This is a genomic window from Thermosynechococcus sp. PKX82 (assembly GCF_031583255.1).
GTDB lineage: Bacteria > Cyanobacteriota > Cyanobacteriia > Thermosynechococcales > Thermosynechococcaceae > Thermosynechococcus.
Genome location: NZ_CP134169.1, coordinates 1,787,368 through 1,800,969, shown reverse-complemented (window position 1 = coordinate 1,800,969; position 13,602 = coordinate 1,787,368). Strand labels below are relative to the sequence as shown.

Here is a 13,602-nt window from a genome sequence, read left to right as displayed (position 1 = left end):
TTGAGCTTCCCGTTTTGAGAAAACCATTCCCTACTCGTCGAGGGTGTAGCTTTGCAGGTTTTCTAGGGGTTGCACTTTGAGGAGACGTTCGGCGCGGCGAATCTCGCTGTCGCTACCTTGAATTAGGATCAGGTATTTGCCCCGCTGCAATCGCTTTTCAAAGGGGATGCCCGACTTACCCGTAATCACCACTTGCAGACCACCACCTACGGTGAGACTACCGAGAGCGCCAGCGATCGCCCCAAAGATGCCCCCCAAAAGACTATTGTTGAGGCGATCCAGCATCGGCAGAATGTCAATTTGAGTCGCTTGGTTAAAGGTAAAACCGGCAAAGAAGCCAAAGGGAACAAGCCAGATCAACATCCGTTGCATTTGCTGGCGTGCCACTTGAAAGGGATCGGTAAGTCCCAACTCTGACCACTGTTTGTAGCCTCGACCCAAAAGGGCGACCTTTGCCATGGGGAAGCCGTCCTTTTCCAGCTGGGTATAAACGGCCTCGGCTTGGAGGCGATCGCCCAATGTCGCTACCAAGTAATTTTTCATAGCGATAGGATGAAGAAAATCTCTTGCTTGCTTGCAAAGCTATGCTGCCCCTATTGTCCCACTTTCGCCGCACCTTTGCTGATCTGGGCCTGATTGTCGTAGCCAGTGCCATCGCCAGCACGGTGGTGATTGGGATTCGCGAAATGGGTTGGCTCCAACCCCTGGAATTGGGTGCCTACGATCGCCTGATGCAATTGCGCCCTATGCCCGGCCCCGATCCGCGACTCTTGGTGGTGGCAGTCACCGAAGCCGATATTCAACGTTACCGCTCCCTATCGCTGCCGGATCAGATCTACGCCCAAGCTCTAAAACAACTCCTCAAACATCAGCCCCGTGCCATTGGTCTTGATATTTACCGCGATTTTGCTGTACCGCCGGGACATGAGGAATTAAACCGCCTTTGGTTAAGTTCCGATCGCCTGTTTGCGGTCACAAAACTAGGGGATGCCACTCACCCAACCATTCGTCCGCCGGCGGCCCTCAGTGCCGATCAGGTGGGATTTAATGATGTCACTGTGGATGCCGGTGGCATTGTCCGTCGCAGCTTGTTATTTTTGCCGGACGATCAGGGGAATACGCTGTACTCTTTCTCCTTGCGGCTGGCGCTGCGACACTTAGCCGATGAGGGGATTGAGCCACGAGGCAGTGATGCCGATCCCAATGTAATGCAGTTGGGGCAGAGTATTTTCACACCCCTGCAACCCAATGACGGCGGTTATGTGGGTGCCGATACGGCGGGCTATCAAATTATGCTCAACTATCGCGGTGATCAGCGGGCAGTGACCTGGGTACCTTTGGAGGATGTGCTCAATGGGCGGGTTGCTCCTGCATTGATTCGCGATCGCGTGGTTCTCATTGGCAACATTGCCGAAAGTGGCAAAGACTTTTTCTATACCCCCTTTAGTTCCGGCCTGCGGGACAATCAGCGCATGGCAGGGGTGTTTATCCACGCCCAAATGGTGGGGCAATTCATTGATGCGGGTTTGGGCGATCGCGCGGTTATATGGTTTTGGCCCAACAGTGTGGAGAACGTTTGGATTGTTCTTTGGGCATTGATTGGTGCCATCCTTGCTTGGCGCGTGCGGCATCCCTTGGCTCTAGCAACGGCAGTGGGCACGGCTCTCCTCATCCTACTGCTGGCCTGTTATGGGTTGTTTTTGAAATTGGGCTGGGTGCCCCTTGTACCGCCAGCATTGACCCTCCTCCTTGGCAGTGGCGGAGTCGTCACCTACACTGCACAACAAGCCCAACAGCAACGGCAAATGGTGATGCGCCTCCTTGGCCAAAATATCTCACCGGAAATTGCCGCTGCCATGTGGGAACGGCGGGATGAACTCCTCAAGGATGGTAAGTTGCCCGGCCAACGCCTGATTGCCACACTGCTTTTTACTGACTTGAAGGGGTTTAGCACCATTTCTGAAGGTATGGAACCGGAGGAACTCTTTAACTGGCTCAATGCCTATCTCGAAAAAGTGGCGGATGTGGTACAAAGCTACCACGGCGTGATTAATAAGTTCACCGGTGACGGCATTATGGCCGTGTTTGGCGTGCCCATTAAACGAACCAGCCGCGAAGGAATTGCCATTGATGCCCGCAATGCCGTGGATTGTGCCTTGGCCTTGGGACAACTACTAGAGGAACTGAATCGTGAATGGGCGGCTCAAGGGTTACCGCAGGTGATGATGCGGGCGGGGATCTACACAGGTCCGATTGTGGTCGGCAGTCTCGGTAGTAAAAATCGCCTCGAGTACGGTGTGATTGGCGACAGTGTGAATACCGCCTCGCGCCTTGAGAGTGTGGACAAGCACCGCCAGCCTAGCCCCTGTCGGATTTTAGTGGCACAGGAAACGCTGGAGTATCTCGGCGATCGCTACGAGGTCGAGGCATGGGGACCGTTGGAACTCAAGGGCAAAGAGCGCAAAATTCAGGTCTTTCGCATTCTCGGCGTCCGCGAAGGGCTGGCGATCGCCCCCAATCAGCCCACCGCCATTGAAGTGGAGATCTAACGTCCGGGAATCAGGGAACTGCTGAGCCGTTGGATGGCACGGCCAGCAATATCGCGATAGCGCAACTCACCACAGAGGACTTGACCGAGCCGCTGGGTAGCGGAGGGGCGTTTCATGGCAAGGTGGTAGCCGACCTTCGGCATGCGATGGAAGAGTGCTGCGAGGCGTTGCGCCCACACTAAATCCGCTCCCCATTCCTCCTGCAATCTTTTGCTGTAGGTGGCCAAGGCATCCACTTCGCCAGCAAGAGCTGCGTCAATGGCTTCAGCAGCCCGCATGCCACTGTAGAGAGCAGGACGAACTCCCTCAGCCGAAAAGGGATCTACCAGACCAGCGGCTTCACCCGCAAGGAGGGCATGGTGGGTATGGAGTGGTTGCTGACCCTCCCATACCCGCAGGGGATGGTATTGAATGGCAGCGTCGGCCAACTGCAGCCCATGGGCAGCGCAATACTGTTGCAAAATCGGTTCCCAATTGGGGCGATCGCTGCCCCGCACAACAGCAACCCCAACGGTTCGCTGGTTCCCCTTCGGAAAACTCCAGAGGTAACCATTTTTCACGAGGCCAAATTCAAAATGCGCCGCGCGATCCCCCCCTAGATTGGGGATGGTCATCACCGCCGCCGTGCGCACCACTTTGGGCTTAAACCCCAGCCACTGAGCCACTTGACTATTGGCACCATCGGCAGCAATGAGATACCGCCCACCATAGGTCGTGGTTGCCGTGTGGATCTGCCAGCGATCTGCTTGGAACGTAATCCCAGTAACCTCGGTCTGATCTGTAACAACCGCACCCCTTTGTTGTGCCTGCTGCAACAGGTACTGATCAAACACCGTGCGATCAACAATCCAGATGGGTTCGGGAATGCTTAACTCGGCTTCAATGGCATCACTGAGCTGCCAACTGTAGCGCACAGTGCGGGTGGTATCGGCAATGGCGGGCTGAAAATCAAAATCAAACCACTGGGCAATGGCGGGTGAAACCCCTCCAGTGCAGGGCTTTGAGCGGGGCAAGGCCAATTTTTCTAGAACTAAAACCTGACGTCCGCGGCAAGCGAGATGATAGGCGGCTGACCCGCCAGCAGCACCCCCACCCACCACAATACAGTCGTAGATTGCCTGCATACGGTTACTCACGGGAGGCAAAAGCGCCCCCACGATAGCGGTTTCCTCAGGGGATAGCAACCCCCAATTCTAGCGATCGCCAGTGTGTTCCAGCTGCCGCGATGGGCAAGGAACCGTGCCGTAGCTACAGAAGACACAACAGTCCCCCGCCTTGGGTTTGAGGTGGGCATGACATTGGGGACACTCCCAGAACACGACACAGGCATCGCTGGGCATCCATTCCGCTTGCTCCGTGTGACAATGGGGACAGACCAAGGTGCTGGAAAACACAACTGACGGTTGACTCATCTTCCTCAGCAGAGACTCAAAGGGTAATGACTTGATCGAGTCCGCTGTCTGCAAGGCTAGCATAAAACTGCGGAAAGCAGCCACATACTACCCCTTCAACCATCCCCTTGGCTTTGACAGAACCGGTACCACATTCGTCAAATGTTCCTTCGGCCAAACCACGGCGCACCGCACACTGATCACAGGCCATGAGTAAAATCCCCTGTTCCTTGGCAATGCGGGCTAAGCGCTCACCAACGGGATCCCCTAAACGCAAACAAAAGAGGTTATCATCAAAAAACATCATACCCACCACTTCAGCGCCATGATCGCCCCGCTCCAGCTGCGGTAAAACCATCGTTGCCAGCTTAAAGGTGCTGGCCATGTCAGTGGCAAAAATATAGGCAACTTTCATAGAACCATTCCTTTTGATTCAGCAAAAGCACATTAACTTTGGGCTTGGGAGCGCCGCCGCCGACAGCGCTCAGAACAGTACTTCACCTCCTCCCAGCAATTCGCCCATTTTTTGCGCCATTGGAAAGGCCGGCCACAGATCAGACAAATTTTGCTGGGAAGGTTTTCTTTGCGCCGTTGCTTGGCCATGATTGGGGGTTATGCGTCAGTGACACAGGCGGCCAACTGGGTCAGCAGGGTTGGATGATCCAAATTTTGGCCAATGAGCACCAGTTGATTTTTGCGATCGCCTTTCCATTCCTCATCATCGAGACTAAAGCGCTTACCACTGAGGTGAAAGACGTGGCGGCGGGGACTTTCCTTAAACCAAAGGATGCCCTTGGCACGAAAGACGGATTCCGGTAGCTGGTGATCCAGAAAATACTGGAATTTGCGCAGTTCAAAGGGGCGATCGCTCTGGAAGGAAACGGAGGTAAAGCCATCCTCTTCAAGGTGGTTGGAGGTCTGATGGGGGTGAGGATGATCATGATCGCAATGGTCATCACACTCATGATGATGGTGGTGACCGTGGTCGTGATGGTGGTGCTCATGGTCGTGTTCTGAATGCTGGGGCGCTGCCTCAGGCTGGAAGTAGCGATCGCTCTCAAACAGCCCCACACTCAAAATCAAGGGCAGGGGCACTTGCGCCTTCACCGTACGAATGATCCGCGCTCCCTCCCGCATTTCGTGAATTCGCCGTTCTAACTCCTGCAAGCGTTCCTCAGTCACCAGATCTGCTTTGTTGAGGAGAATAATGTCACCGTAGGCAATTTGGCTTTGGGCAGCGCTGCTATTGAAAAGATCAAGACTAAAGTTCTCCGCATCCACCACCGTAATAATTGAATCCAAACGGGTGAGATCCCGCAGCTCAGTTCCCAAAAAGGTCAGAGCCACCGGCAGTGGATCCGCCAAGCCCGTTGTTTCCACGACTAAATAGTCCACCTTGTCAGGACGTTCGAGAACCCGATAAACTGCATTCACCAAGTCATTGTTAATCGTGCAGCAGATACAGCCATTGGTGAGCTCCACCATGCCCTCATCTTGGGTCACCAATAGCTCATTATCAATACCAATTTCCCCAAATTCATTGACAAGGACGGCGGTCTTCAGTCCCTGTTGATTGGTCAGAATATGATTGAGGAGTGTGGTTTTACCACTACCGAGAAACCCTGTAATGATAGTTACCGGTAGGCCGTGCTTCATTGCCTCCATTTTGGCAGTTGTAGGCAGGGAAGAAGTCGTCATAGGCAGGATGTTAAGAGCGAGAATTATTCTCAAATTATAGCCGCTGCACCTCGCTCAAGGGGTGAGCGATCGCTGTAGGCTAGAAACAAGACCCGATTGCCACCAACAGCCGTTACCGTGGGTGGGACAATGTCTAAAACGCTCCTGCATGTCTCCCCATGTCAAGCAAAATAGGGTAACCTGTTGAGGCCTAACGATTAAGTTGAATATGTCGAACCAGCCGTTGCAACGCCGCACTAAAATTGTCGCCACCATTGGTCCAGCGGTTAGCCATCCCGATAAACTGCGCGCCATTATCCAAGCGGGAGCGACTACCCTGCGCCTGAATTTTTCCCATGGTACCCACGACGATCACCAGCGCAGCATTCGCCTGATTCGCCAAATTTCCTATGAGTTGGGGCAACCCGTGGGCATTTTGCAGGACTTGCAAGGCCCCAAAATTCGCCTCGGGCGGTTTGAACAGGGCGCCATTTCCCTCAAACGGGGCGATCGCTTTACCCTCACCAGTCGCTCCGTCATGGGCAACCAGCACATTAGCTCGATTACCTATCCTCCCTTGGCTCAGGAGGTTCCCGCCGGCGCCACGATTTTGCTGGATGATGGCCGCGTGGAAATGGTCGTTGAAGAAGTGGATAAGGAGGCGGGTGAACTCCACTGCCGAGTGGTTGTTGGCGGCACGCTCTCGAATGCCAAGGGCGTGAACTTTCCAGGGGTTTACCTCTCCATTAAGGCTCTGACAGAGAAAGATCGTGAAGATCTGATGTTTGGCCTCAATCAAGGGGTAGATTGGGTGGCCCTCAGCTTTGTTCGCAATCCCCAAGATGTACTGGAGATCAAAGAACTGATTGCCAACGCTGGGAAGCAGGTGCCGGTGATTGCCAAAATCGAAAAGCACGAGGCGATCGAACAAATGGATGCCATCCTCTCCCTCTGCGATGGTGTCATGGTGGCACGGGGAGATTTGGGGGTGGAACTGCCCGCCGAAGAGGTGCCGATTCTGCAAAAACGGCTGATTGCTGCCGCCAACCGCTTGGGCATTCCCGTGATTACGGCCACACAAATGCTGGACAGCATGGTGAAAAGCCCCCGCCCTACCCGTGCCGAGATTTCCGATGTTGCCAATGCTATTCTCGATGGCACCGATGCCGTGATGCTCTCCAATGAAACGGCCATGGGGGAATACCCCGTCGAGGCAGTGAAGATGATGGCCACGATTGCCGCCCGCATCGACAACCAACCCCAACTGCGGCAACCGCCCGTGGCTGAGTCCATAGCGGTGCGTTCCATTCCCAATGCCATTAGTCAAGCGGTGGGACAGGTGGCAGCACAGCTTCATGCCAAGGCCATCATTACCCAAACCAAGAGCGGCGCTACAGCCCGCAATGTCTCCAAGTTTCGTCCCCAAATTCCGATTTTGGCGGCAACGCCCCATATCGAGGTGGCACGGCGCTTGCAGTTAGTCTGGGGGGTCGAACCACTGCTGACTCTGGATCATCCCTCGATGCGGCAGTCGTTTCAGGCAGCCATTAATGCGGCACAGGAGCGGGGCTTCCTAGAGGAAGGGGATCTAGTGGTGATGACCGCTGGCACGCTGCAAGGAGTCTCTGGCTCCACGGATATGATCAAGGTGGAACTCGTCACCTCGGTGATGGGACGCGGCTGTGGCATTGGTCATGGGTCGGTGAGTGGCCCGGCGCGGGTGGTGCACGAAGGAATGCCAGTTCGCACGTTTAATAGTGGCGAAATTTTGGTGGCCGAGCGCACCAGTGCTGAATTGGTGGAAGCCATTCGCAAAGCGGCAGGCATTATTACCGAAGAGGATAGCCTGACGAGCCACGCGGCGGTCTTGGGGTTGCGCTTGGGAATTCCAGTGATTGTCGGGGTCAAAAATGCCACCCGCCTGATCCGCGAGGGCACGATTCTCACTATGGATGTGGAGCGGGGCTTGGTCTATTCCGGTGCTCGCAATGGCGTCGAGCGATCGCCCGAGTAGGAGTGGAACAGGCAATGATTTTTTTTCAGGCCAACACCTATCTCACGGATTTGGTGACGCGGACGCTCCAAGCGACATGGCAACACTTTCCTTGGCTGGGACAAGAGGACATTGCCCTGACCTTATTGGTGTATCCACCCCCCATTCCCGTGAATACGGGCGGAGCGCTGACCGCAGCAGAATTTTGGCAGTATTCGATTCCCGGCGCCCATTATCGCGGCGATGTGCCGATGTACCCGGCCAGTGTGGTGAAGTTGTTTTATCTGGTGGCCTGTCATGAGTGGCTCCACAGCGGTATGCTTCAGCCGGATGCGGAATTAGCACGCGCCCTGCGGGATATGATTGTGGACTCCAGCAATGATGCCACGAGCCTCGTGGTGGATATGCTCACGGGGACGACTAGTGGCCCGGTGCTGCCACCGGAACCTTTTCGCACATGGCAATACCAGCGCAATATCGTCAATCGCTATTTTCAATCCTTAGGGTGGCCAGAGCTAACTAATATCAACGTGAATCAAAAAACGTGGTGTGATGGCCCCTATGGACGAGAGCAGGAATTTGTCGGGCGCGATCGCCAGAATTCTAATCGTCTGACCACTGATGCCACGGCCAAGTTAATCCACAGTATTGTGGGCGGTGTTGCCGTGTCTGCTAGCGCCAGTCAAGCGATGATGGAACTGATGGAGCGTTCCCTCGATCCAGAGCTTTTGGCCGAGGATCCAGAAAACCAAGTACAGGGCTTTTTGGGGGAAGGGCTACCTCCGGGGGCAAAGTTGTGGTCAAAGGCGGGACTCACCAGTTGGGTGCGCCACGATGCGGCCTATATTGAACTCCCCAATCATTGCCCCTATACCTTGGTGGTCTTTATTGAGAATCGCACTGCCAGTATGAATACAGAGGTTTTGCCCTTTATTTCCCGTCAAATTGCCAGTGGTATTCCGACCCTAGAGGGCACCGGAGTACTGTAGGCCACTGACAACCCCGGCCGCCAAAAGGTGACCAAAGCTGGTGGTAGCCAGCAATTCGGGCAGACCAAAGCCTTCAAAGAGGGCGGGCAAGGAAACGGGTAAACCGGGGCCTTTTCCCCGTGATTGAATGGCATAGCGGCCAATGGCGATCGCAAACAGGTTGCAGAGGATCACCACCAAACCCACAGACGGCGTCCAAGTGGTATCGGGGAGCGTGGCTAACACCATGGTTCCTCCTAAATGGGTACAATTGCCCATGAATTATACGGAACGGCCTGATCGCCCACCGCTAGTTCTTTACAAAATGGTGCATCTCGTTACAAATGCTTAACTCAACTGTCCCTGTCAAAATTGCTGTCAAAATTTGTGGCTTGACTCTACCCGAACAGGCGATCGCGATCGCCCAAATGGGCGTCAGTGCTCTGGGGTTTATTACCGTGCCCCATTCCCCCCGCTATGTCCCGGCAGCAACCATTGCCGAGATCTGTCGCCAGTTGCCCCCCTCAGTACTGACTGTTGCCGTGGTTGCCAATCTCGATTTAGCAGCATTAGCCCATTTAGTCACAACCACAGGGGTACAGGCACTGCAGCTTCATGGCAGCGAATCGCCCGAGTTTTGCCAACAGGTGCGCCATGCCTTCCCTAATATTGTGTTGATCAAAGCCCTGCGGGTGCGATCGGCAGCCAGCCTCGCCGAGATTCCCGCCTACGCCCCGATTGTGGATCGCATTCTCCTAGACGCCTATCACCCGCAGCAGTTGGGGGGCACGGGGCAGCCCTTTGACTGGACATTGCTGAAAGACTTAGCCATTCCTTGCCCTTGGTGGCTGGCGGGGGGCATCACGCCGGAAAATTGCCGTCAAGCGATCGCCCAAACCCAACCCCAAGGGATTGACCTAGCCAGTGGTGTGGAAAGCCAACCGGGGATCAAGGATTTAGGGCGCGTAGCAGCATTGCTGAGCAACCTAGGGATAAATGCAAATCATTCCCTGCACCCTGAGGGCACCCGTTTCTAGGCGCAACTCTTGGATGGCCACCCCCTCACCCAAATCAATGGCCACCGTGGGGTGAGGGTCACCTTCCCCTTGCCAATGCACCTTTTCTAAGCAGAGGGTTCGCTCATCCTGCAAGCGCACCTGGGTCATCAAATGCCAATCCGCCTGCTCCCCTTGAGCATTCACCATCGAGAACACCAGTTTGAGGCACCCAGCACCCAATTCTGCCTGCGTACGCCGCAATTGCCACTCTTGCAGATTGACCCCTGCTTTGCCCAAGCCGCGCTGATCGAGCAATTTCAGCAGTTCCCGTAGGCTGGATTGCAGGAGCGGCGCCCCCAAAGAGGCGTCGAGATCGGCTTGGCTGAGAATTAGTTCCCCGCGCACCGGCACTGGTGCCAAGAGTTTTAGGGGTTTGCCTCGCAACACTTGCCCTAGATTAATCTGAATCTGTTCCGCTTGGACGGCTGCTTGGCGCAATTGAATACCGCGATAACTGGCGCTAGCTGCGGCAACGCGCACGTGGGGTAAGTATCCCCGCAAAATCTGGCGATCGCCCCCTTGAATTTGAATTTCCAAGCCTGTTGCCTGCTCCAACTGCGCAGATAACCACCAGTGCAACGCCGGTTGCAAGATCCGGGGAATTAGTCCGCGTTCAGAAGCGGCACCAAACGCCTCAGCCATTTCTGGGGACGTTAACGACATACGTACTCCTCACACACTTTTTGGGTGATACCTAGGCCAACCTATGGGGCTAGTTCGCTGATTTTAACGAAACTGGACGTAGGTTTGGTCTGGTCAGAGGCAACTTTCCTAATTTGCTAGAACTGGGGTAGTGGAAATGCGATGAGAGGCTGCTCAGCCATGCTGACGATCGCCCTACAACCGGTGCTGGAACTAACCGATGAGCAGTTTGCCGCAATTTGCCGCCAAAACCCTGATCTGCGGCTGGAGCGATCGCCCCGTGGAGAACTAATCATTATGCCCCCCACAGGTGGAGAAACTGGCAGGCGTCATCTTCAAATAGCTGTTCAACTGTACCTCTGGAATCAGCAATCCCGATTGGGCGTTGCCTTTGACTCCTCGACGGGATTTAAGCTGCCCAACGGCGCCATTCGCAGTCCCGATGTTGCTTGGATTCGAGGCGATCGCTGGCACGCCTTGACCCCCGAACAACGGCAAGGATTTGTACCGCTTTGTCCCGATTTTGTAATTGAGCTGCGCGCTGCCAGTGATGATCTGCGGCCACTCGAAGCCAAAATGCGCGAATATCTGGACAATGGTCTGCACCTAGGTTGGCTGATTGACCCGCAAAATCAACGGGTAGAAATCTACCGTTCTCAAATGCCCCCTGAAGTCGCGATCGCCCCTTGGCACCTCTTTGGGGAAGACCTGCTCCCCGGATTCGTGCTGGATTTAACGGAGATTCTTCCCTAGGAAGAGAGGGCAACCAATAGTTGGGGATCAACCTTGAGGCGGATAGCTAAGGTTTGTAGGTGCCGCCGATCGCCCTCGCTGAGGTGCGTGCCCTTCTGCCGCAGTTCACCCATCAGGGTATAAAGCTGTTCCTGTGCCCGATCCAGATTCAGGTTCAAACCTAAGGCATCGCCAATGGTGATCAAGTCCTGCAGCAGGGGACTCAACTGGCTAAGGGTGTCACTGTCGAGGTGGTGGGCAAGATAACGCAATCCAGTGCTAATTTGCTGCTCAAGGAGTCGCTGTTGCTCTTGAAGGCTAAGGTGACAACCCAACAACCGTGCTTCACGGGCGATCGCCATCAATTCTGCCAAATGGTTTTGCAGATCCGCCAAGGGCAAATCACTGAGATCGCTGAGGTCTTGCTCTAAACTCCGCAAATGGCTAATGGCACGATGGGTCAACGCCACCGCTGCCGCGACTTGCAATTCTTGGGGCACACTCAGGCCATCCCGCTGAAACCCCATCAGGATGCCGTAGTTATCGCGATAAACTTGGGTATAAAGCTGATCCAAGCGCGTAAGGGTTTCCCGCGCCAGCACCCCCATGAGACGGTGTCGTTCCTCAGCAAAGAGATCATCCAAGCTGTAGGCTACCCCCCCAAAGCGTTCCGTAATTGCCATCACCACCCGTGCTGCACTCCCCTGTTGGAAGGCTTGCAGGAGATGGGTCTTGATCTGGCTATATTCCCGCCGCCCTTGGAAGGGTTGAATCGCACAGTGGAAATCCCAGCCCCCCAAGTGCAAGACAGCAAAGATCAGCAGTTGGGACTCGGTTGTCATCGTCGAGGTGAGTTGAATCTGGCCGATCGCCAAGGTCAGGCTGCCCATGCGTTGGAGATGATAATCCCCCTGCTCAATCTCATAGCAGTACAGTTGATGTTGGCGGGGGTAGCTATTAAAGAGGGAACTCATGGCATAGTGGGCGGCCACCTGCTGCAAGCTAATTTGAGCCGTTTTCACCAACTGGTGATAGACCGTTGCCCCATCGCCAAACTGCGGCACATTACTGGGGGCAGCGGCCAGACGCTCAATAAACTCGGGTTCCAACTGCACCCCTGCCACATCTGCCGCGAGTTCGATCGCCCGTGCCGCATAGCGGAGGATTTGCACCCCCTCAGGCCGCGAGAGTTCATCAAAAAACCAGCCACAACTGGTAAACATGAGCAGGGCATGGTGCTGCATCTCCAGCAAGCGCAGGGCATCAATTTGCTCGCTTTGACTCAGGGGGCGGCGTTGGTGTTGTGCCAAAAAACGATGCAGAGTCTCCGGCGAGCGATCGCCAATCACCTCAATATAGGCATCGCGGGCTGCCCAAACATCCTGAAATAGCTCACTGCCCAAGGTTTCATAAATTTCAATTAGCTCATCCCGCAACCAGTTCAGTGCCTCCCGCAAGGGGCGTCGCCACCGTTGATGCCACTCACCGCCCCCACCGCAACCACAATTGTCCTGCCAGCGATCCACACCATGGGCACAGCTCCACGCCGTGACGGGTTTGAGTTCCACCTCCCATGTGGGCGGGAACAGGCTGAGGTAGTAGGCAAAGTTAGTGATCTGCCAGCCCCGCTGTGGAAATTCCACTTTAAAGGCATAGGCGAGGGCTTTTTCACCGCCATACTTGTGATGGCCAAAGGTTTCCCCATCAGTGGCAACGGCAATGATTTGACTGGGGCGATGATCACCGCGCACGGCCTGTCCCAACCGTCTCGCTAGAAATTGCGAGCTAGTGAGCAGATCGCTAAAGCCCATGTCCCGCGAAATGGGGCCGTCGTAGAAGAAGATATCCAAGTAATCCCGCTGGCGATCGCCCCCCGGCAAATAGCAGCGATAGGGACGGGTCGGATCAATTTGGCTGCCACTGACTTCAATCCACTCGCTTTCACCGTCGGCAAGAATGGGACGACAGCGTTGGGCTTGGGAAGGCGCCAAAATCGTAAAGCGAATCCCCTCCTCAATCAGGGCGGCTACGGTTTCATAGTCAATGGCCGTTTCTGCCAGCCACATCCCCTCCGGTTCGCGGCCAAACCGCCGCCGAAAGTCCGCCTTGCCCCAACGAATTTGCGTGAGTTTATCGCGATAGTTGGCCAAGGGCAAAATCATGTGGTTATAGACTTGGGCGATCGCGTTGCCGTGGCCATTGAAGCGCTGACAACTGTGGCGATCAGCCTCAATAATGCGCTGATAGACCTCAAGATCGTAGCGTTCGAGCCAACTAAAGAGCGTCGGGCCGATATTAAAGCTGAGGTATTCAAAGTTATTGACAATACCAATGACCTCACCGCGATCGTTGAGAATCCGCGCAAAGGCATTGGGGCGATAGCACTCGTAGTAAATACGCTCATTCCAATCGTGGAACGGCTGGGCACTGGGTTGGTGTTCAATGGCATTGAGGTAGGGATTTTCGCGGGGGGGCTGATAGAAATGGCCATGGATGGTTACGTACACCCCAAGGGCTTGCAGTTGATCAGCAGCAGGGGAAAACACGGTCGGCGTTACATCTGTTGGATTCAGCATGCAGATCAACCACAAG

14 protein-coding genes are annotated in these 13,602 nt (G+C 54.9%); 5 read left to right on the top strand and 9 right to left on the bottom strand.

The window, feature by feature from the left end; all coding sequences use genetic code 11:
• Positions 1-30: 30 nt before the first annotated feature.
• A complete protein-coding gene (locus RHH53_RS08915; protein WP_206199863.1) occupies positions 31-543 on the bottom strand; it encodes a hypothetical protein in 513 nt (170 codons plus the stop codon).
• A 41-nt stretch (positions 544-584) separates the two neighbouring features.
• On the opposite strand from RHH53_RS08915, the gene RHH53_RS08910 reads away from it, so the two are divergent.
• The gene (locus tag RHH53_RS08910; protein ID WP_302678097.1) at positions 585-2,549 is read left to right on the top strand and encodes an adenylate/guanylate cyclase domain-containing protein; all 1,965 of its coding nucleotides are present in this window, start codon (positions 585-587) and stop codon (positions 2,547-2,549) included.
• Here RHH53_RS08910 and RHH53_RS08905 read toward each other — a convergent pair.
• Genes RHH53_RS08905 through RHH53_RS08885 form a run of 5 tightly spaced genes read right to left on the bottom strand, consistent with a single transcriptional unit; the run spans position 2,546 to position 5,638 of the window.
• Positions 2,546-3,706: a geranylgeranyl reductase family protein gene (locus tag RHH53_RS08905; protein ID WP_310445763.1), complete on the bottom strand. Its 1,161-nt coding sequence runs from the start codon at positions 3,704-3,706 to the stop codon at positions 2,546-2,548. The genes RHH53_RS08910 and RHH53_RS08905 overlap by 4 nt on opposite strands.
• A gap of 36 nt (positions 3,707-3,742) precedes the next feature.
• Positions 3,743-3,961: a GDCCVxC domain-containing (seleno)protein gene (locus RHH53_RS08900; RefSeq protein ID WP_206199861.1), complete on the bottom strand. Its 219-nt coding sequence runs from the start codon at positions 3,959-3,961 to the stop codon at positions 3,743-3,745.
• A gap of 16 nt (positions 3,962-3,977) precedes the next feature.
• Positions 3,978-4,355 (bottom strand): SaoD/DsrE family protein, encoded by a 378-nt coding sequence (locus RHH53_RS08895; RefSeq protein ID WP_302676094.1) that lies wholly within the window; start codon positions 4,353-4,355, stop codon positions 3,978-3,980.
• A 32-nt stretch (positions 4,356-4,387) separates the two neighbouring features.
• Positions 4,388-4,543 carry a DUF2256 domain-containing protein gene (locus tag RHH53_RS08890; protein ID WP_310438195.1) on the bottom strand — a complete coding sequence of 52 codons (156 nt, stop codon included), beginning with the start codon at positions 4,541-4,543 and terminating at the stop codon, positions 4,388-4,390.
• A gap of 9 nt (positions 4,544-4,552) precedes the next feature.
• The gene (locus RHH53_RS08885; RefSeq protein WP_206199859.1) at positions 4,553-5,638 is read right to left on the bottom strand and encodes a GTP-binding protein; all 1,086 of its coding nucleotides are present in this window, start codon (positions 5,636-5,638) and stop codon (positions 4,553-4,555) included.
• Between the two features lie 208 nt (positions 5,639-5,846).
• On the opposite strand from RHH53_RS08885, the gene pyk reads away from it, so the two are divergent.
• Positions 5,847-7,631 carry a pyruvate kinase gene (gene pyk / locus RHH53_RS08880; protein ID WP_302676097.1) on the top strand — a complete coding sequence of 595 codons (1,785 nt, stop codon included), beginning with the start codon at positions 5,847-5,849 and terminating at the stop codon, positions 7,629-7,631.
• A 14-nt stretch (positions 7,632-7,645) separates the two neighbouring features.
• Positions 7,646-8,599: a serine hydrolase gene (locus tag RHH53_RS08875; RefSeq protein WP_310743692.1), complete on the top strand. Its 954-nt coding sequence runs from the start codon at positions 7,646-7,648 to the stop codon at positions 8,597-8,599.
• Here the strand turns inward: RHH53_RS08875 and psaK are convergent.
• A complete protein-coding gene (psaK, locus tag RHH53_RS08870; protein ID WP_225901542.1) occupies positions 8,576-8,827 on the bottom strand; it encodes a photosystem I reaction center subunit PsaK in 252 nt (83 codons plus the stop codon). The two genes, RHH53_RS08875 and psaK, sit on opposite strands and share 24 nt — an antisense overlap.
• A gap of 95 nt (positions 8,828-8,922) precedes the next feature.
• Here psaK and RHH53_RS08865 point away from each other — a divergent pair, with 95 nt between their 5' ends.
• Positions 8,923-9,615, top strand: a complete 693-nt coding sequence (locus tag RHH53_RS08865) for a phosphoribosylanthranilate isomerase (protein WP_206199855.1) — start codon at positions 8,923-8,925, stop codon at positions 9,613-9,615.
• Here RHH53_RS08865 and RHH53_RS08860 read toward each other — a convergent pair.
• Complete coding sequence (locus tag RHH53_RS08860) at positions 9,565-10,299, bottom strand: DUF2993 domain-containing protein (protein WP_310743691.1); 735 nt, start codon at positions 10,297-10,299, stop codon at positions 9,565-9,567. The two genes, RHH53_RS08865 and RHH53_RS08860, sit on opposite strands and share 51 nt — an antisense overlap.
• Before the next feature lie 159 nt (positions 10,300-10,458).
• On the opposite strand from RHH53_RS08860, the gene RHH53_RS08855 reads away from it, so the two are divergent.
• Positions 10,459-11,031 carry a Uma2 family endonuclease gene (locus RHH53_RS08855; RefSeq protein WP_310743690.1) on the top strand — a complete coding sequence of 191 codons (573 nt, stop codon included), beginning with the start codon at positions 10,459-10,461 and terminating at the stop codon, positions 11,029-11,031.
• On the opposite strand, the gene RHH53_RS08850 is transcribed toward RHH53_RS08855, so the two are convergent.
• Entirely contained in the window at positions 11,028-13,586 is a 2,559-nt protein-coding gene (locus tag RHH53_RS08850; protein ID WP_310743689.1) for a DUF3536 domain-containing protein, read from the bottom strand. The two genes, RHH53_RS08855 and RHH53_RS08850, sit on opposite strands and share 4 nt — an antisense overlap.
• Positions 13,587-13,602 lie beyond the last annotated feature (16 nt).